The sequence below is a fragment of the Synechococcus sp. MU1643 genome (assembly GCF_020514095.1).
Classification (GTDB): domain Bacteria; phylum Cyanobacteriota; class Cyanobacteriia; order PCC-6307; family Cyanobiaceae; genus Parasynechococcus.
In genome coordinates this window covers 152,858-170,822 of record NZ_VTKY01000002.1, presented here as the reverse complement: position 1 = coordinate 170,822, position 17,965 = coordinate 152,858, and the positions used below count along the sequence as shown (strand labels likewise).

Annotated in this window: 20 protein-coding genes; 9 read left to right on the top strand and 11 right to left on the bottom strand. The window is 59.6% G+C overall.

The features are described from left to right. Positions 1-3 precede the first annotated feature (3 nt). Complete coding sequence (locus FZX09_RS05070; protein WP_226401104.1) at positions 4-1,254, top strand: glycosyl transferase; 1,251 nt, start codon at positions 4-6, stop codon at positions 1,252-1,254. A 474-nt stretch (positions 1,255-1,728) separates the two neighbouring features. Then, a complete protein-coding gene (locus FZX09_RS05065) occupies positions 1,729-1,974 on the top strand; it encodes a DUF1830 domain-containing protein (RefSeq protein ID WP_226400711.1) in 246 nt (81 codons plus the stop codon). Positions 1,975-2,006: 32 nt separating this feature from the next. On the opposite strand, the gene urtE is transcribed toward FZX09_RS05065, so the two are convergent. The 8 genes from urtE to ureE all read right to left on the bottom strand — a co-directional run bounded on the left by urtE (position 2,007) and on the right by ureE (position 8,985). Next, positions 2,007-2,717 carry an urea ABC transporter ATP-binding subunit UrtE gene (urtE, locus tag FZX09_RS05060; RefSeq protein WP_226400709.1) on the bottom strand — a complete coding sequence of 237 codons (711 nt, stop codon included), beginning with the start codon at positions 2,715-2,717 and terminating at the stop codon, positions 2,007-2,009. After that, positions 2,714-3,469, bottom strand: a complete 756-nt coding sequence (gene urtD, locus FZX09_RS05055) for an urea ABC transporter ATP-binding protein UrtD (protein WP_226400707.1) — start codon at positions 3,467-3,469, stop codon at positions 2,714-2,716. Before urtD ends, urtE begins: the two co-directional genes overlap by 4 nt. Next, positions 3,466-4,593 (bottom strand): urea ABC transporter permease subunit UrtC, encoded by a 1,128-nt coding sequence (gene urtC, locus FZX09_RS05050; protein WP_226400705.1) that lies wholly within the window; start codon positions 4,591-4,593, stop codon positions 3,466-3,468. Before urtC ends, urtD begins: the two co-directional genes overlap by 4 nt. 4 nt (positions 4,594-4,597) lie before the next feature. Next, positions 4,598-5,752 carry a branched-chain amino acid ABC transporter permease gene (locus FZX09_RS05045; protein WP_226400703.1) on the bottom strand — a complete coding sequence of 385 codons (1,155 nt, stop codon included), beginning with the start codon at positions 5,750-5,752 and terminating at the stop codon, positions 4,598-4,600. 93 nt (positions 5,753-5,845) lie between these two features. Beyond that, positions 5,846-7,141 (bottom strand): urea ABC transporter substrate-binding protein, encoded by a 1,296-nt coding sequence (gene urtA / locus FZX09_RS05040; protein WP_226400701.1) that lies wholly within the window; start codon positions 7,139-7,141, stop codon positions 5,846-5,848. Between the two features lie 118 nt (positions 7,142-7,259). Next, positions 7,260-7,865: an urease accessory protein UreG gene (gene ureG, locus FZX09_RS05035; RefSeq protein WP_226400699.1), complete on the bottom strand. Its 606-nt coding sequence runs from the start codon at positions 7,863-7,865 to the stop codon at positions 7,260-7,262. After that, positions 7,865-8,536, bottom strand: a complete 672-nt coding sequence (locus FZX09_RS05030; protein WP_226400697.1) for an urease accessory protein UreF — start codon at positions 8,534-8,536, stop codon at positions 7,865-7,867. Before FZX09_RS05030 ends, ureG begins: the two co-directional genes overlap by 1 nt. After that, a complete protein-coding gene (ureE, locus tag FZX09_RS05025; protein ID WP_226400695.1) occupies positions 8,533-8,985 on the bottom strand; it encodes an urease accessory protein UreE in 453 nt (150 codons plus the stop codon). Before ureE ends, FZX09_RS05030 begins: the two co-directional genes overlap by 4 nt. A 105-nt stretch (positions 8,986-9,090) precedes the next feature. On the opposite strand from ureE, the gene FZX09_RS05020 reads away from it, so the two are divergent. From FZX09_RS05020 to FZX09_RS04990, 7 genes are all read left to right on the top strand, one after another. Continuing rightward, positions 9,091-9,981 carry an urease accessory protein UreD gene (locus tag FZX09_RS05020; RefSeq protein ID WP_226401102.1) on the top strand — a complete coding sequence of 297 codons (891 nt, stop codon included), beginning with the start codon at positions 9,091-9,093 and terminating at the stop codon, positions 9,979-9,981. A 63-nt stretch (positions 9,982-10,044) separates the two neighbouring features. Further along, on the top strand, positions 10,045-10,347 hold the full coding sequence (locus tag FZX09_RS05015) for an urease subunit gamma (protein ID WP_006851427.1): 303 nt from the start codon (positions 10,045-10,047) through the stop codon (positions 10,345-10,347). A gap of 10 nt (positions 10,348-10,357) precedes the next feature. Next, a complete protein-coding gene (locus FZX09_RS05010; RefSeq protein ID WP_114988750.1) occupies positions 10,358-10,678 on the top strand; it encodes an urease subunit beta in 321 nt (106 codons plus the stop codon). A gap of 3 nt (positions 10,679-10,681) precedes the next feature. Further along, on the top strand, positions 10,682-12,391 hold the full coding sequence (gene ureC / locus FZX09_RS05005) for an urease subunit alpha (protein WP_226400693.1): 1,710 nt from the start codon (positions 10,682-10,684) through the stop codon (positions 12,389-12,391). Next, positions 12,388-13,146, top strand: coding sequence for a type 1 glutamine amidotransferase (locus FZX09_RS05000; protein WP_226400691.1), 759 nt, complete (start codon positions 12,388-12,390; stop codon positions 13,144-13,146). The genes ureC and FZX09_RS05000 overlap by 4 nt, the downstream gene beginning before the upstream one ends. A 192-nt stretch (positions 13,147-13,338) precedes the next feature. Continuing rightward, positions 13,339-13,506: a DUF4278 domain-containing protein gene (locus tag FZX09_RS04995; protein WP_226400689.1), complete on the top strand. Its 168-nt coding sequence runs from the start codon at positions 13,339-13,341 to the stop codon at positions 13,504-13,506. Positions 13,507-13,586: 80 nt separating this feature from the next. After that, positions 13,587-13,805 (top strand): hypothetical protein, encoded by a 219-nt coding sequence (locus tag FZX09_RS04990; protein WP_025362577.1) that lies wholly within the window; start codon positions 13,587-13,589, stop codon positions 13,803-13,805. A gap of 75 nt (positions 13,806-13,880) precedes the next feature. Here FZX09_RS04990 and FZX09_RS04985 read toward each other — a convergent pair whose 3' ends face one another. From FZX09_RS04985 to asnB, 3 genes are all read right to left on the bottom strand, one after another. Further along, positions 13,881-14,555, bottom strand: coding sequence for a DUF1028 domain-containing protein (locus FZX09_RS04985; RefSeq protein WP_006850186.1), 675 nt, complete (start codon positions 14,553-14,555; stop codon positions 13,881-13,883). Then, entirely contained in the window at positions 14,552-15,754 is a 1,203-nt protein-coding gene (locus FZX09_RS04980) for a Zn-dependent hydrolase (protein WP_226400687.1), read from the bottom strand. The genes FZX09_RS04985 and FZX09_RS04980 overlap by 4 nt, the downstream gene beginning before the upstream one ends. A gap of 181 nt (positions 15,755-15,935) precedes the next feature. After that, positions 15,936-17,960, bottom strand: a complete 2,025-nt coding sequence (gene asnB, locus FZX09_RS04975) for an asparagine synthase (glutamine-hydrolyzing) (protein WP_226400685.1) — start codon at positions 17,958-17,960, stop codon at positions 15,936-15,938. Positions 17,961-17,965: the final 5 nt, after the last annotated feature.

Genomic DNA, 17,965 nt, shown 5'->3' with positions numbered 1-17,965 from the left:
CACATGGATTTTCAGCAGGGCCTGATCAGCACAGTCCATGACTACAGCTTGGGCAATCTCGATGCGGTTGCCTTCAACCGGGAGCTGAGTGAGCGACCCACCACACTGCTGATCCCCTGCCTGATGGAGGAATTCAGCCGACCCGCCTTAAGCCTAATTCGAGAGACACTCTCAGGCCTGAAAGGGCTCAACGAATTGGTGGTGGCGTTGGCAGCCAACAGCGCCGAGGACGTCAAAGCGGCAGAAAAGTTTTTCGAAGGGATGCCCTTCCCCGTTCGGGTGCACTGGACCAACGGGCCTGCGGTTCGGGACTTACTCGAATCCGTTGGTGAACTGGGGCTCGACGTGACCGGACCACCGGGCAAGGGCTGGGCCGTTTGGCAGGGGCTCGGGGTGGCTTGCCAGGACGCTGAGGTGGTTGGCCTTTTCGATGCAGACATCAGAACCTTTGGATCGGCGTATCCAGAGCGCATGCTCCGTCCCCTGCTCGATCGCTCCCACGGCATTGCCTACGTGAAGGCGTTCTACAGCCGGCTGTCCCTTGAAACCCAAGCACTTCAGGGCCGCGCCACCCGCCTGTTTGTTGGCCCATTGCTGGCCAGCCTGGAACAGGTTTTCGGTCCTCTCCCCTACTTGGCGTATCTCCAGTCATTCCGCTACCCCCTGGCGGGCGAATTCGCCTTCACCACCGATTTGGCGATGAACCTGCGGATCCCGTCGGACTGGGGACTGGAGGTGGGTCTGCTGTCTGAGGTGTATCGCCATGTGGCCTCCAGCCGAATCGCTCAAGTGGATTTGGGCTTGTTCGATCACAAACACAAGGAGCTGGGCCAGCAACCCAGCGAAGGCCTGCAACGTATGGCGGGCGAAATTTTCGGCACGGTCTTACGCGGTCTGATGGAACACGAAGGCTGCGTGATGTCGATGGATCAACTGCCAACACTGGAAGTGCTGTATCGGCGAGTTGGCGAGGATCGCGTGCGGCAATTCGGCCTTGATTCAGCGATCAATCGGTTGCCTTACGACCGCCATGGCGAAGAACTGGCTGTTCAAAACTTCGCCGGCCTTCTACGCCCCGGCTTGGCAAAACTGATGCAAGCGCCGATTGCCCATCAACTGCCTAGCTGGTCACGACTACGCAGCTGCAATTCAGCACTTCAAGCTGATCTGGCAGCAGCAGGACAGGCAGATCGCACATCTCTGAAACGGCCGAATCACAACCCGCAGCGCTTGACCTCTGAGCTCGCTGCATAAAACGAACGAAATCAAGTCTCAGCCCAACTGCTGCCGCTGACGCATTACCCAAACTGTTGCGGCACTCTGAGAATGCCATGCCTGAAGCAATTGTTTGGCTACCACCTGCAATGTCTGTGAATCGAGTGTTGATTCGATAGCCCGATTCATCCGCTCAACATCACATTGCTGAGCAAGACTCAGGCTCACTGATTTTTCCATTCTCAATCCACCAATATCGACACATCAATCATGCAAAAGCGGCAAAAAAGAACTGCTTCAACTGAAACGGAAGCGCCGCTATGCGCCACCGCCCAAACCTTGATCCACTGATCGTGGTCCAATGCTCTGAAAAAACAGTGGCCGTCGCTACAAAAGCCATCCGCTCTGTATCAACTCATCTATACCAAATCTAAAGGCGTGCTGATTCGGTGACCAATCAAACACTCCGCTTGCCTATAGAACACGAAATTGGCATGATTTCAAATGCTCAAAATGATTGAGTGTGTCTATCAAAACGACACCAGTCGGATGGTGATCGTGAAATGCATTGGCTCCGACCACTTCTATCGAGAGAAGGTGGTGATGCCCACAGAGGTCTTTTGGTTCGAAGCACCTCAAGAGGCACGCTTGGAAATCTGGAAAATGTCGATGACAGGACAAATGCTCCATGTGCGTGCTGATGTGAGCGACTACGCCATGGCTGATGAACCTGCAAAAGAATCTCTCTGGGCCAGCTGAACTGACCCAGTAGCAATCTACAAAGCGAAGCTCTAAACGCTCAAGAACTGGTCGACAACCGCCTGACTGAGTTCGCTGGTTGACCCACTGGCGACAATCCCGCCCCGTTGCATGGCGTAATAGCGCTCCGCCTGGCGAACGAAATGGAGATGTTGCTCCACCAACAACACCCCAATCCCAGTGTCGGCGATGATCTGCCGAACAGCAGCTTCAATATCCTGAACGATATTGGGCTGAATACCCTCGGTGGGCTCGTCCAACAGCAACAGCTTTGGTTTGCCGAGCAAGGCACGGGCAATAGCCAATTGTTGTTGCTGACCCCCACTCAAATCCCCGCCCTTGCGCGGTAAAAACTCCTGAAGAATCGGGAACAGCTCATAAACGAACGGATCGATGTGGCGATGCCGCGCCAATCCACCCGGCAAAGCCTCCATCCCCAAAAGCAAGTTTTCTTCCACCGTTAGCTGGGGAATGATCTCTCGACCTTGGGGCACATAGCCAATCCCGGCCCGAGCGCGCTGATGGGGGGGCTGACGCTCCAGTTGAGCTCCATCGAACGCCATAGATCCGGAGCGGGGGCGTAACAAACCGATCAGTGATTTCAGCAGGGTGGTTTTGCCCACACCATTGCGGCCGATCAAACACACCATCTCGCCCGACTTCACGCTGAGATCAACATCCCGAAGAATGTGACTTTCACCGTAAAAGGTGTTGAGGCCCTGGATCTCCAGCAAATTCGTCATGGGTTCTCCTCCTCAGTGGTGCCGAGATAAACCTCAATCACACGAGGATCGGCCTGCACCTGATCCATCGTGCCCTCACAGAGAACATGACCTTGGTGCAGCACCGTCACCGGACTTTCAAGTCGCCGAATGAATTCCATGTCGTGCTCAATCACCAACACGGTTTGATCCCCCGCCAACGACTTGAGCAGATCCGCCGTTAGATCAGTCTCCTCATCCGTAAGCCCAGCCACCGGCTCATCCACCAGCAACAGGTCGGGATCCTGACCCACCAGCATGGCGATCTCAAGCCACTGCTTCTGGCCGTGGGACAACGACCCAGCAGCCCAATCGGAACGGTTCTGGAGGTTGACGATGCTCATCAAGTGCTGAACACGGTCTCGCTGCTGCCCATTCAGGCCCCCTACCAGCAATGGCCAGGGCTGCTTCGGCTGGCTCACGGCCAGAGCCAAGTTCTCCTGAACACTGAGCTTCTCAAAAACACGAGGGCTCTGAAACTTGCGGCCGATGCCGAAGCGCGCGATGCGGTGCTCGCGCGTTCCCACCAGAGAGCGTCCCTTGAACACGACATCCCCCTCAGTCGGAGCGGTCTTGCCGGTGATCACATCGAGGAAGGTGGTCTTACCAGCGCCATTCGGGCCGATCACCGCGCGCAGCTCCCCTGGCTGAAGGCTGAGGTTGAGATCGCGGAGCGCCAAAAAGCCATCAAAACTGACGGTGATTTGGCGCAACTCCAATAAAGCCGTACTCATGACTGAACCTCTTCCTGACCTTCAAGATCGAGACGTGGATAGGTCTCACTCCGACGGGAAATGCCAAATCGGTTGAGCCAATTGCGAGGGCCATCACCTCGGAACCAACCAATGACGCCCTCAGGCAAGGCGGTCACCACGAGGATGAACAGGCCTCCTTGGATGAACAACCAACTCTGGGGGAGCGCTTCGCTCACCAAACTCTTGGCGTAGTTGATGACCACGGCGCCAAGAATGGCTCCCACAAGCGTGCCTCGACCACCCACCGCAACCCAGATCACCATCTCAATCGAGAAGGGAACAGTCATGTACTGCGGCGAAACAATGCCCGACTGAACGGTGTAAAGCGCACCACCGATTCCTGCCAAACCACCAGCGATAGCGAAGACGATCGTCTTGAACAGAGTTGGGTTGTAACCCGCAAAGCGCAGCCGGGGTTCGTCATCGCGAATGGCGATCAACACATCACCGAACCGTCCCCGCACCACCCAGCGCAGAAACAGCCAGGCCAGGATTACCACCACAGAGGTCAACCAGAAAAAGCCCCGCTGCATCTCGGGGGAACCCACCATCTGACCGAACAACTGGGTCACATCGGTTTTAAGACCGTTAGTGCCATTAATCAGCTTCTGCTGTCCGTTGAAGAAATTGAAGAAAACGAGCAGGGCAGCCTGGGTGAGGATCGAGAAGTAGACCCCCTTGATCCGGTTGCGGAACACCAGGTTGCCGAGCACAGCGGCCAGGACGGCTGGAACCAGCCAAATCGCCACCAGGGTGACCAACGGGGAATGGAACGGCTCCCAGAACGCGGGCAACCGATTCACGCCATAAAGGCTGAAGAACTCGGGAATGCCGTTGGGAAGATCACCCGAGCTGTTCAACTGCAGGTACATGGCTGCCACGTAGCCGCCAAGGGCAAAAAAGATGCCCTGGCCGAGGCTAAGCAGACCGGTGAAGCCCCAGATCAAGTCGATGCCCAGGGCAACGATCGCCAGGGAGAGAAAGCGACCCAACAAATTCAGCCGAAACACCGGCAGAACAGCAGGCGCAGCGACGATGGCCGCAACGATCACTACCCAAAGGATGATCAAAGGCCAACGGCGTTGTTGAAATGCTTGGAACATCAGATCAAGCCTCCACCATGCGTCCCTTCTGCGGGAACAGACCCGCGGGACGGAATTGAAGGAACACCACGATCAGAGCAAACACCATCACTTGAGCCATGCTCGTGGTGGCAAAGAAATTCACCGCACCGGCCATAGGAGCCGGCATGTCAGGCCAAATCGTCAGCAGGCGACCAGCGCCGATCAGGTCGGTGAGCAGGCCGATGGCGAAGGAGGCAAGCACAGTGCCCAACAGGTTTCCGACGCCACCAAGCACCACCACCATGAAGCAGCCCACGATGTAAGACCCGCCCACATTGGGGCCCACCGATCCCAGCAGGGAAACAGCAACCCCCGCCACCCCGGCCAAACCGGAGCCGATGCCGAAGGTGAGCACATCAACGGTGTCGGTGGAGATGCCCAGGCAATCACTCATCGAACGGTTCTGGGTGACGGCACGAATGCGCATGCCCCACACGCTTTTGTTGAGGAACCACGTCACCCCAACCACAGCAACGATCGTGATCACGATGATCACCAGACGCGGCACAGGAAAGGTGATGTCTATGAATTCGATCCCACCACGCATCCATTTAGGTGCCGTCACATCCACGTTGCGTGATGTGGCTCGGGCGATGCGACTGATTTGTGAGGCAAGGCCCCCCGCCAGTAGCACGCCTCCCAGGGCTGAAATAGCCCAACTCCCCGCACGCACCAAGCGTGCTCGAGGCCCCGCCAGGAGAGAGGAGGGAAGCATCAGCGGGAGGCCAAAGCCCAGCACCAGCGCCAGGATCAGGCCGGCGGCGTGGGCCAGGGGAACACTCCGCACAAACTGCTGAAGAATCAAGCTGACACCCCAGGTCGCAAGCAACGTCTCTAGCGGGTTGCCGTAGAGCCGGCGAATCACGGTGCGTTCCAGCAGGATGCCGACCACACCACTAACGATGAATGCCAGGGGAAGCGCGACCAGCACGTAGGCGTTGTAAACCGGCTGCAGCGCAGGCAGCTTGAAGATCAGCTGCACCACGTAGGTGGTGTAGGCCCCAAGCATGATCAGCTCGCCATGAGCAAGGTTGATCACGCCCATGAGGCCGAAGACAATGGCCAGTCCGAGGGCGGCCATCAGCAGCACCGAGCCGATGGCAACACCGTTGAACAGGCTTTCGAGAAGCAGTTGCACGGACGTGTGAAAAGAGGCGTTCAATGAAACGACGAAAGGAGGAGCCCGTCACCGGGCTCCTCCCTGAAGAGCAATCAGGCTGTGATCAAAGGATCAGAGCTTGTACTTCTCGCCTTTTGCAGCGTCGGTCCAATCGCAAGCAAAGCCCTTGGAGCTGGGCTCGAACTGGTTCCAGGCCTGAGGAGCAACGGGACCGTCAGTGGATTCAAGAATCTTGAACTGACCATCGGTACCGATTTCTCCTATCAAAACTGTCTGAGAAAGGTGATGGTTGGGCATCACCATCACAGGACCCTGAGGAGCATCAAATTCGATTCCAACCAAGGCTTCACGAACCTTGTCGTCATCAAAAGTGCCTGCCTTCTCAACAGCAGCCTTCCACAGATAAACCATGTTGTAAGCAGACTCCTGTGGGTCTGCGACAACAGCTCCAGGATCCTTTGTGAACTTCTTGTAGTTCTCAGCGAAAGTCTTGGAAGCAGGCGTATCGATCGACATCATGTAGTTCCAAGCGCCGTAATGGCCCTCAAGGAACTCAGTTCCGATGTCCTTAATCTCACTTTCCGCGATGGAGTAACTCATCACGTAGTAGCCATTATCAGGGGTGATGCCGGCGTCCTGGATCTGCTTAAAGAAGGCAACGTTCTGGTCGCCGTTCAGGGTGTTGACGATCACACCGCCGTCGGGCAGAGCCTTCTTGATCTTCGCAATGATGGGAGCAACCTCAGTGTTGCCCAGGGGCAGATAGTCCTCACCGACCACTTCACCACCCAAGGACTTGAGCTGTTCCTTGGTGATGGTGTTGGAGGTGCGGGGGAAGACGTAGTCCGAACCTACGAGGAAGAATGGCTTGCCAGCGGCAGGCGACTTCTCATACATGAACTTGGTGGCAGGCTCCGACTGCTGGTTCGGAGTTGCACCGGTGTAAAAAATGTTGTTGGAACACTCCTGACCCTCGTACTGAATCGGGTAGTAGAGGAAGGCGTTCTTCGACTCGTAGACAGGCAGCATGGCCTTGCGGCTGGCGGAGGTCCATCCACCGAACACCACAGGAACCTGATCCTGATCAATCAGCTTCTTGGACTTCTCAGCAAAGGTGGGCCAATCGGAAGCACCATCTTCGACGATGTACTCAATCTTGTAGCTCTTGCCGTCGACCTCGACGCCACCAGCGGCATTGATCTCAGCGATCGCCATTTTTTCGGTCTCCGCCAAGGTGGTCTCGGAGATCGCCATGGTGCCTGACAGAGAGTGCAGGATTCCGACGGTGACGCTGTCGTCGTAGTCAACGTTGGCAGCCTTGTCATCGCCACCGCATGCGGTCACTGCAAGACCCAGCGATGCCGCAGCCATGCCAGCAAACAGACGCTTGGAAAGAGGGGTGCTCATGAAATGAAGGGGCACTTAAAGCTTGGACGAACGAAACGTCCTGAAATTCGACCATCGCTACAGGAGGGGATTTGAAATGTCGCAACGAGAACACTTTTGACCCCAAAAGCTTGTTTTTTCATGATTTTGGTAGCTGTTGCAACAAGAACACCACCACCTGCTCCAGGCCTTCACCGCTGTGGAGATTGGTGAAACACCAGGGCCGCTCGCCACGCATCCGCAGGGTGTCCTGTTCCATCACCGAAAGATCAGCACCGACCTGGGGAGCCAGATCAATCTTGTTGATCACCAGCAGATCAGAGCGGGTGATGCCTGGGCCTCCCTTACGAGGGATCTTGTCGCCAGCTGCCACGTCAATCACATAGATGCAGAGATCCACCAGTTCCGGGCTGAAGCTCGCCGCCAGGTTGTCGCCACCGCTTTCAACCAGAACAAGATCCAGATCAGGGAATTGCGCCTCCAGCTCTGCCACGGCGGCTCTGTTGATCGAGCAGTCTTCGCGGATCGCCGTGTGAGGGCAACCACCGGTCTCCACCCCACGGATCCGCTCTGGATCCAGGGCACCGGCACGGGTGAGGAACTGGGCATCCTCTTGGGTGTAGATGTCATTGGTGACCACCGCGAGCTGCAGGTCGTCGCGCAAGCGGCGACAGAGCGCCTCCACCAGTGCGGTCTTGCCAGATCCCACAGGACCCGCCACCCCCAGGCGCAGTTTGCTGCTCATCAGCTTCGAAACAGGCGTGAATACAGCTCAGCATGGGCAAGCTGGGCCATGCCCGCACCCACACCGCTGCTCCAGAGCTGCTGCGGATCGGCCGCCTGAAGCAACTGCGCTTGCGAGGCAATTAGCGGCAGCAGCCGTTGTTGCAGCACCTGTGCTCGGGATGGACCCAAAGGCAGCAGCCGCACCGAGGCACTGAGCTGATTGGCAACCCAGCCGTAGAGGTATCCCTCCACCATGTCTCCCGCTGGAACCGACAAGCCCACAGCGGCCCAGGCCCAGGCCGCTGGCCAGCTAAGGGCCACAGGTTCAGGCAAGTCCTGACCCATGTCAGACATCAACTGCAGCAGCGACATCCCCATCTGACGCTGCTGAGCTCGCAACTCCGCGGCTTCACGGGTGGCCAACAGCCAACCATCCAGATCGATCAAACGCGCCTTGGCCGCAACATCAGCCTGGGTTGACCACCCCACCAAAGCCTCCGCAAAAGGCCTTAAAGCCGCGGCTTCCAGCCGCACCGCACCCCATTGGAGTTCAGCCTCCAACCAAGCCTGAATGGCCTGCTCATCGGCGATGGATCCCGCCTGAATCAACACCTCCAGGCCCTCTGAATAACTGAATGCACCCACAGGCAGGGCCGGGCTAACCAGTTGCAACAACGCCAGGGAAGTCATCCGTGCTGATGGCCTCCGTAGGCGCCGCCCTCGGGGGCAAACGGCCGCAGACAACGGCTGACCGTCAATCCACGCCCTTCCAGCATCGTGGCGAGAACAGAATCTTCAGGGAGCAACAGCTCTTGCTCATGCAGCTCCAGGGCGACATGGCGATTGCCCAGGTGATAAGCCGCCTGCAACAGCTCCAGGGGATGCGACCCCTGCACCCGCAGCAATGCTTCCGGCGCTGCCGTCACCTCCACAACGGTCGAACCGGACTGATCCCCCAGCAAATCACCAGGCTGCAGCGATCCCTCACGGGGCAACTGCAGCAGCACCGGACGACCACAGGAGGTGGTGCGACGACCACGCAGCACCATGCGCTCCTCGGCCGTTAACGGCAACTGCAGGGTTGCCTTGACACTGCCGCTCTGCAGGCGCTGCCCCAGCACGACAACCGCATCCGTCACCTGCGCCTCCTGTCCAGTTCCTTCAGGAAAGCGTGCCGATCAATCACCCGCTCTTTGGTGTGCATTGCTACATAGTCGAAGCCGGTGGCGGCGGAGCGTGAGGCCATGCAACGTCTTGATCCCTGGCACGGCCGCTGCGACCTGCAGTTTCATGCCACCAACGGCAGCACCCGACACCAGGGGGGCTGCACAGCTCCGTTCAAGTTGCTCCGCAGTGAACGCGGTGATGACGGACGCTGTGAGCTGCCGGTGCTGCATACCGCTGGAGGCCTGGTGGGCGGCGATCAACTCAGCCTGGACATCAAACTTGAAGCGAACAGCTGCGGCCTGATCACCAGCGTGGCGGCGCAGAAGGTGTACGGGTCGATCGGCCGCAGCCGCCTGCAACCCGAGGGTTGCTTTGCCCATCAACAGGTGCGCTGCTCGCTGGCCAGCGGCAGTGATCTCGAATGGCTGCCGCAGGAACTGGTGCTGTACGCCGATGCCTTGTTCGAGCAGCAGCTGACGGTGACCCTGCCCGAGGACGCCTCCTTTCTCAGTGTAGAGATCGTGCGATTGGGCAGAACGGCCGCCGGTGAAACCCTGGAGCAGGGACGGTGGCAGTCGAGCCTCACCATTCAGCGCCTCGCAGCCAACAGCTCAACCTGGGAGCTAGCGGATCGTGTGGAACTCGGCAGCGCCAGCCTGAACAGTCCACACGGATTGGGAGGCTCCCCGGTTTTCGGAACACTGGTTTGGGCCGCACCCATGGCCATGGGTGCCGAAACAACAGTAATGCTGCTGGAGGGAGCACGGGCCGACCGAGAGGGTCTGACGGGAACGATGCGCTGTGGTGCCCTCAATCAGGGCCTGATCGCTCGCTATTCCGGCGATTCGAGCCGCGATGCCCGCTTTTGGTTCAGTCGAATCTGGGAACGGACTCGAACGCTCCGGGGCCTGACACGGCCTCGCATCCCCAGGGTCTGGCCCCTGCAGGAACAGCCTCTGCGCCGATAAACGTCCACTATGAACGCTTTCGAGGCTGCAGCGGAGACACACTGAGGAAGACCGAGCTTCGCCATGCATCTCAGTCCCCAGGAAAAGGACAAGCTCCTGATCGTGACCGCGGCACTGCTTGCCGAGCGGCGCTTGAACCGTGGCCTCAAGCTCAACCACCCCGAAGCGGTGGCCTGGCTGAGTTTTCTGGTGTTGGAAGGCGCCCGTGACGGCAAGAGCGTGGCGGAGCTGATGCAGGAAGGCACCACCTGGCTGCGTCAGGACCAGGTTATGGAGGGCGTGCCCGAGCTCGTCCATGAGGTGCAGATCGAAGCCGTCTTCCCGGATGGCACAAAGCTCGTAACCCTGCACGACCCGATTCGCTGAGGCAGAACCCATGGCACCTCTCATTCCAGGCGAACTGCTTCCCGAACCGGGTGAACTTGAGCTGAATGCAGGCCGACCCGTCACCACGCTGAGCGTCTCCAACAGCGGCGACCGGCCAGTGCAGGTGGGCTCCCATTTCCATTTTGCCGAAGCCAACGCCGCCCTGCAGTTCGACCGGACTGCAGCCCGCGGTCAACGGCTCGACATCCCCGCCGGCACCGCCATCCGCTTCGAACCTGGCGACAGTCGCGACGTGAACCTGATTCCCTTCGCCGGTGCGCGACGCGTCATCGGCTTCAACGGCCAGATCAACGGACCCCTCGACGCCTGACCCATGCCCTACCGAATTTCCCGCCAGGCCTACGCCGAAACCTATGGACCCACCACCGGAGACAGACTTCGTCTGGCCGACACCGATCTGATCCTTGAAGTCGAGAAGGACTACACCGTCTACGGCGATGAGGTGAAGTTCGGCGGCGGCAAGGTGATCCGCGACGGTATGGGCCAGTCCCAGACCCCTCGGGCCAAGGGCGCCGTCGACACAGTGATCACCAATGCCCTGATCCTCGACTGGTGGGGCATCGTCAAAGCCGATGTCGGCCTCAAGGACGGCCGGATCGTCGGCATCGGCAAAGCCGGCAACCCCGACACCCAGGAAGGGGTGACGATCGTGGTGGGCCCAGGCACCGAAGCCATCGCCGGGGAAGGACACATCCTCACGGCCGGTGGCATCGATACACACATCCACTTCATCTGCCCCCAGCAGATCGAAACGGCCCTGGCCAGCGGCGTTACCACTCTGATGGGAGGCGGCACCGGACCGGCCACGGGCACAAATGCCACCACCTGCACCCCCGGCGCCTTCCACATCGGGCGGATGCTCCAGGCCGCTGAAGGCCTGCCGGTGAACCTGGGCTTTTTCGGCAAAGGCAACGCCAGCACCCCGGAAGCCCTGGAAGAACAGGTGCGCGCCGGCGCCTGCGGACTGAAGCTGCACGAAGACTGGGGCACCACGCCCGCCACCATCGATGCCTGCCTATCGGTGGCCGATCGGATGGATGTGCAGGTGTGCATCCACACCGACACCTTGAATGAAGCCGGCTTCGTGGAAGACACGATCGCGGCGATTAAAGGGCGCACCATCCACACCTTCCACACCGAAGGCGCCGGCGGCGGCCATGCCCCGGACATCATCAAGATCTGCGGCGAGGCCAACGTGCTGCCGAGTAGCACCAACCCCACCCGGCCTTACACCCGCAACACGCTCGAGGAGCACCTCGACATGCTGATGGTGTGCCACCACCTCGACCCGAAGATCCCCGAGGACGTGGCCTTCGCTGAATCACGGATCCGGCGAGAAACGATCGCCGCAGAAGACATCCTTCACGACTTGGGCGCCTTCTCGATCATCGCCAGCGACTCCCAGGCCATGGGCCGCGTGGGCGAGGTGATCACTCGCACCTTCCAGACCGCCCACAAAATGAAGGTGCAGCGTGGTGCCCTGCCAGAAGACTCCGCTCGCAACGACAACCACCGGCTGAAGCGCTATATCGCCAAGGTGACGATCAACCCAGCGTTGGCCCACGGCATCAGCTCCGAAGTGGGGTCGATCGAAACCGGCAAGCTCGCCGATCTCGTGCTGTGGAAGCCGGGCTTCTTCGGCATTCGCCCGGAACTGGTGGTGAAGGGCGGTTCAATCGTCTGGGCCCAGATGGGCGACGCCAACGCCTCGATTCCCACCCCCGGCCCCGTGCACGGCCGACCGATGTTTGGAGCCTTCGGCAAAGCCCTCGCCCCCAGTTGTCTCACCTTCGTGAGCGGAGCGGCAATGGATGCAGACATCCAACGCCAGCTAGGGCTGGAACGCACCTGCATGGCGGTGAAAGAAACCCGCAGCGTCGGCAAGAGCGCCCTCAAGCTGAATTCAGCCCTCCCCAAGGTGAGCGTGGACCCGCAGACCTATGAGGTGTTTGCCGACGGCGAACTGCTGACCTGCGAGCCCGCTGAAGTGCTGCCCCTCGCCCAGCGCTATCTGCTGCTTTGAGCCCCACGCTGTTAGTGGTCCAACACGTTGACCACGAAGACGCCGGACTGGTGGGAGAACTGGCGCGGCAACGGGACCTGACACTCGAGATCCTGAGGCCCGAACGTGGTGACCCGCTGCCGGATCCCATGGCGAGTAAGAACAGCATCGCGCTTGTGCTCGGCGGCCCGATGAGCGTGAACGATCGCAACCAACCAGGCATGGACTGGTTGCGGCAGGAACTGGACTGGCTTACGGCATGGCACCAGCAACGCCGACCGGTGCTGGGCATCTGCCTGGGGGCACAGCTGTTGGCCGTCGCCGCAGGCGGATCCGTGCAACCCCTGCAGGTGGGAGCACCACCACAGCAGCTGAAGGAACTGGGCCTCGGCGCAATCCACTGGGTCGCAGATCCAAGCGACGCGGCTCTACTCAATGGACAATCAAGCAGCAGCTTGGTGCTGCATTGGCATGGCGATCGCATCCAACTGCCGGCTGATGCAATCCTGCTGGGTTCTTCGCTGCACTGTGCGGAACAGGTGTTTCGCATCGGAGCCCACGCCATTGGCCTGCAATGCCACCTCGAGGTCGACGGTGATGCGCTTGAGCGCTGGATCGCCAACGACCACGACTACGTGGTGAGTGCCCTTGGACCTGAAGGACCCGTTCGCCTGAGCCAGGACTGGCGCAGGCTGGGCGCCACGCTCCAGATACAAGGCCGAGACTTCTTCAATGCTGCGCTCGATCAGCTGATTGAGACAAGCAAAGCCCGCTAATTCCTACGGACAAAAATAAACAAAACCAAAAACTTTTCTGAAGAGGTATCAACCTGAACACCACTTCGGAATTCGTAGGAGCTTCAATATTTCCGTAGCAACAGCTACCGATCGTTCACTTCGCATCGCGCGAAGCGCAGTTCGCCTCAGGCCATGGAACGGGGACCTGAGCTTGCTTCGAGGACCATCTCAATGACCACCCTTCTCTACCGCGGCCATCAGTACCAGCAAAACAACGCCACTCAGGGCAAGCCCGGTGTGCAGCTGGTCTACCGCCGCAACGTGTACCAAGCCCGTCAAATCACCATCCACCGCACTCCGGTGCAGCTCGTATACCGCGGGGTGGGCTATACGCGCTAGAGCAAATACTCAATCTGTAGCAACTCGAACATTCCTCTTGCACGGATTGAGGCGTAATAGACCCAGCTTCAGCAACGACGTTGGACCTCATCACTACTCGCCTCGACCAAGGTCTCGTGCAGGTGAATCCCTCCAGCGTGCATGGCGTGTTCTGGCTGCAAACTCACTTTCCAGCTCAAGACTGGGATGCCCTGCTATCTGGACAAGCCGCCTTCGGCATGGATTGCATCGACGATCTGATCAGTGATGCACGCGAAGCTGGATTGAATGTGGAGTGGGAAGCATCCGTCCCCAGCTGAATTCACTTGAATTCAAAAAATCCCTGCACATTCCCATGTGCAGGGATTTTTAATGAGACAGACAAAAGTGAATGCTCAAGCCACCAAGCGGTTGAGCATAGGCAATTCAGACAGTTCATCCCTCCACTGCTGGGCCCAAAGATCCTGACTGCGCTCGTACACCTCCATCAACTGCTCCACGGCGCGCTCGTGAAAATCAACGCGCAGATCCAACAGCGGGAAGGCAGCTTCGCCGCTCACCTGCACAGCCGCTGAGGTGCAGAGGTTGGAACGGTGATCACCACCAGCCGCTTCCCCAGCTTGAAGAGCCATCATCAGGCGACGGCCCAGTTTCAAGCTGGGGTCGCTGGTGAGGAAGGCCTGCTGCATAGCCGCCAACACGGCCTCATCCGCCAAGCAATTGCCAGCAACGGAGAGGTCACGCTGATGGCGATGCCCTGCCCAAGAGCCGCAATCCTGCCCCGTCCAACAGGCCGTGCGACCGTCCAGGTCAATAAGGTGAAACTGACGCCGATCACGATGCTGATCATCCGCAAGAAGGCTGGCCAGAACGCTCTCAGCATCCGAACTCTGCTCCAGACGCTCCAGGCCACAAATCCCCAAATACGGATTGGTGTGGGCCTGTGTAGCGACAGCACCAACCCCCGCGCGGATATGGGGGACGGTGGATCCAACGGCCATATGACAGGTGGCCACACCCACGCCAAAACGACCGTTGTTGGGATCACGGGCCAGGATTGAAAAGGTCACGGCAGCTGACGGTCGAGCCGCAGCAACGTTTCCATCAGCACCGAGGTACCTGCAAAGCACTGCTCATCGCTGGTGAACTCTGCAGCGGAATGACTCAAGCCCCCCTTGCTGGGCACAAAAATCATGCCCATCGGCCAACGACGGCCGACCTCCTGGGCATCGTGGCTGGCTCTGCTGGGGAGATGACTGTGGGACAGGCCGAGATCGGCTGCGACCTCAGTGATCGTGGCCATCACCACAGCATCAGCAGGGGTGGGATCAGTGCTGAACTGGGGATCCACCGCAATCGGACAGCCTGTTTCAGCACCGATGCGTTCCACCTGCTGCATCAACTCCTCCACCAACTGATCAAGAACGGTCGGATCAACGTCCCTTAGGTCAACCGTCAGGGCGACAGCACCAGGGACAACATTGGCTGCATTAGGCCAAACCTCCAGTCGACCCACCGTCGCCACCGGATCTCCGGGATGACTGGAGGCCATGGCCTCAACGGCAAGAACAAGACGCGAGGCCGCCACGAGGGCGTCCTGTCGCAGCCCCATCGGTGTCGTGCCGGCGTGGTTGGCCTGGCCCTGCACCTTGATGCTGAACCGACGCTGACCGACAACACCCTCCACAACACCAATGGCATCACCGCGTTGCTCGAGAACACCGCCCTGCTCAACATGCAATTCCAGAAAGGCGGCATAGGCCTCATCGGAGCGTCGGGCCGAGGCCAAAGAGGGCCAATGCCCGCCGATGCGCGCCAGATTGTCCTGAATCGGCTGGCCATTGCTGGTAGCAAAACTCTCCGGGTCATCGGAGGCCGTGCCCGTCAAACCCTTGCAGCCCACCATGGTCGACTCCTCGTCGGCAAAGGCGATCAACTCGATGCCATGTCGCAGGCGCAGGCCCTGGTCTTGAAGAGCGCGGCAGGCTTCCAGACCGGCCAAGACTCCCAGGGCCCCATCAAAACGTCCTCCGGTGGGAACCGTGTCGAGGTGAGACCCGGTGGCCAAAGCAGGACAATCGGGATCAAGGCCTTCAAGGCGTCCGATCAAGTTGCCAGCAGCATCGACACGCACCTGCATGCCGAGCTGCTTCATCCAATGGGCCAGCAACTCACGGCCCTGCACATCCTCAGGCGAGAACCCGCGTCGACAAACGCTGCCATCTGGCTTGGCACCAATGCTGGCCAGCTGCTCAATCGTTGCAACCAAACGATCACGGTTTGGTCGCGCGGCAACTTTGCTTGGCTCGATCCCGGTTGCGGATTTAGTCGGAGAAGCCGAGATGAGCGTGGGCAATGCCGTGACCTTCGTTTCAAACGGAGGTCAATATTCACCCGAAAACCCGCGGAGCCTTGTAGCTAGCGCAACGATTTAACCCTGACCAAAGAATTCAAACGGGCATCAGCACCCGCCAGCCCAGACGGTCAGCCTCCCGACGGGCCAGAGCTGGCACGTCTTCGGCCACAAACATGCGGTGCAGCATCTGCACACCCAGCAGGTGGTTGATCACCGCATCCATCTGCACACGCTCCGCATCAGTGGTAGCCGGGTCCTCATGACGCGCAAACAAGGCACGCACTCCGGCTTTGCTCAACAAACCAGCGGCATCGATCACCTCATCACTGAGGTAGTCGTCGGCGAGCTGCTTCATCTGCTCCCACTTCTCATGCTCTGTGTGGGCTGGCGGCGCCATGAAGGCGAACTTCTCACGCCGATACAACACCTCCGGCAACAGGCCCGCCATGGCTTCCCGCAGCACGTATTTCTCGGTTTTCCCCTTGATCCGCAGTTCGGGCGGCACCTGCACCGCCACTGCTGCCAGATGATGATCCAGGAAGGCTGGTCGGGCCTCCATGGAATTGGCCATGTCGACCCGGTCGCCACCCCAGGTGAGGATCTGGCCCTCCAGCATGGTCTTGATCCAGACGTACTGGGCCTTGTCCAGGGCATGGCGCCCGTCCAGTTGATCCGCATCCAGTTGCTCGGCAATCGCCTTGCCCGGGGAGTAATCCTTCAGGGCTTCGGCATGGGACTGCGCCAGAAGCTCAGGCACCAAGGGTGCGCAGGCCAGCCACGGCTGCAGACAGCTGGGGGTGAAGCCGACCACCGCATCGAGATCGGGATCATCCACCTGGTTTTCAGCCAGCATCGCCCCTTGAACCAGGGCATTGGACTGCTGCAAAAGGCTTTCCCAGCTGGCGCGCTCCTCCTGCGGCAGGTCATCCAAACCGTGCAGGAACATGTCACGGCGAAAGGCGGGATAGCCGCCGAACAGCTCATCTGAGCCTTCACCGGTCATCACAACTTTGTAATCCACATCGTTGACGTGGCGGCTCATCAAGAACTTCGCCACCGCCAAGGTGTTGTAGATCGTTCGCTCGGCGTGCCAGATGGTGCGCTCCATATGGCCATAGAGCTCCTGGCCCGAAAGACGCATCAGATCCTGCTCAGCCCCCGTGGCCTCGGCCATCTCCCGGGCGATCGGCGACTCGTCGTAACGGGCGTCATCAAATCCGATCGTGAACGCCTTCACCGGTGCCTGGCTGACGGCTGACGCCAAGCCGAGGATCGAACAGCTGTCGATGCCGCCGGAGAGGTAACAACCCACAGGCACGTCGGCCACCATGCGCAGCTCAACGGCCTCCAGCAACGCGGCACGAACGGCAGCGATGTGCTCGGCCTCAGTTCGGCTGGAGTCCCGCTCGTCTTTACGCGGAAAGTCGACATCCCAGTAGGTGGACTCCGATACCTCCAGCCGCCCACTAACCCGTTGCACCTTCAGCACATGGCCGGGCTTCACCTGGTGCACCCCCGCAAAGGCTGTGGTGCCGGGGACCATGGTCTGCATCAACTGGTGGAAGAGACCTTCCGAGGTGAAGCGTCGCTCCACCGCCGGATGGGCGAAGAGCACCTTCAACTCGGAACCGAACACCAGCCCCTCGGGCGTCATCGCCCAGTACTGCGGTTTGATGCCGAAGCGATCCCGCACGAGGTAGAGGCAGTCCTCTGCCCGATCAAACAAGGCGAAGGCGAACTCACCGCGCAACAGAGGCAGGGTCGCCTCTAACCCCTGGCGTTGGTAGAGCCGAAGCAGGATCTCTGAATCACTCTTGCTGCTGAAGCGCACCCCCTGGGCGGTGAGGTCAGCCCTGATGCGCTGAAAGTCGTAAAACTCACCGTTGTGGGCCATCAGCACCTCACCGTCATCGGTGAGGAAGGGCTGCCGAGCCCGCGACTCGTTCAGGTCAATGATTGAAAGGCGCGCATGGCAGAAGCCGACGCCGGCCTGATCGAGCACCTCAACCCCGAAGCCGTCGGGCCCGCGATGGGCCTGGATCGCCGCCATGTTGACCAGCAGCTGGCGATCCGCCGTCTGTTGACGGTCTGCATTGAAAACACCTCCGATTCCGCACATCAGAT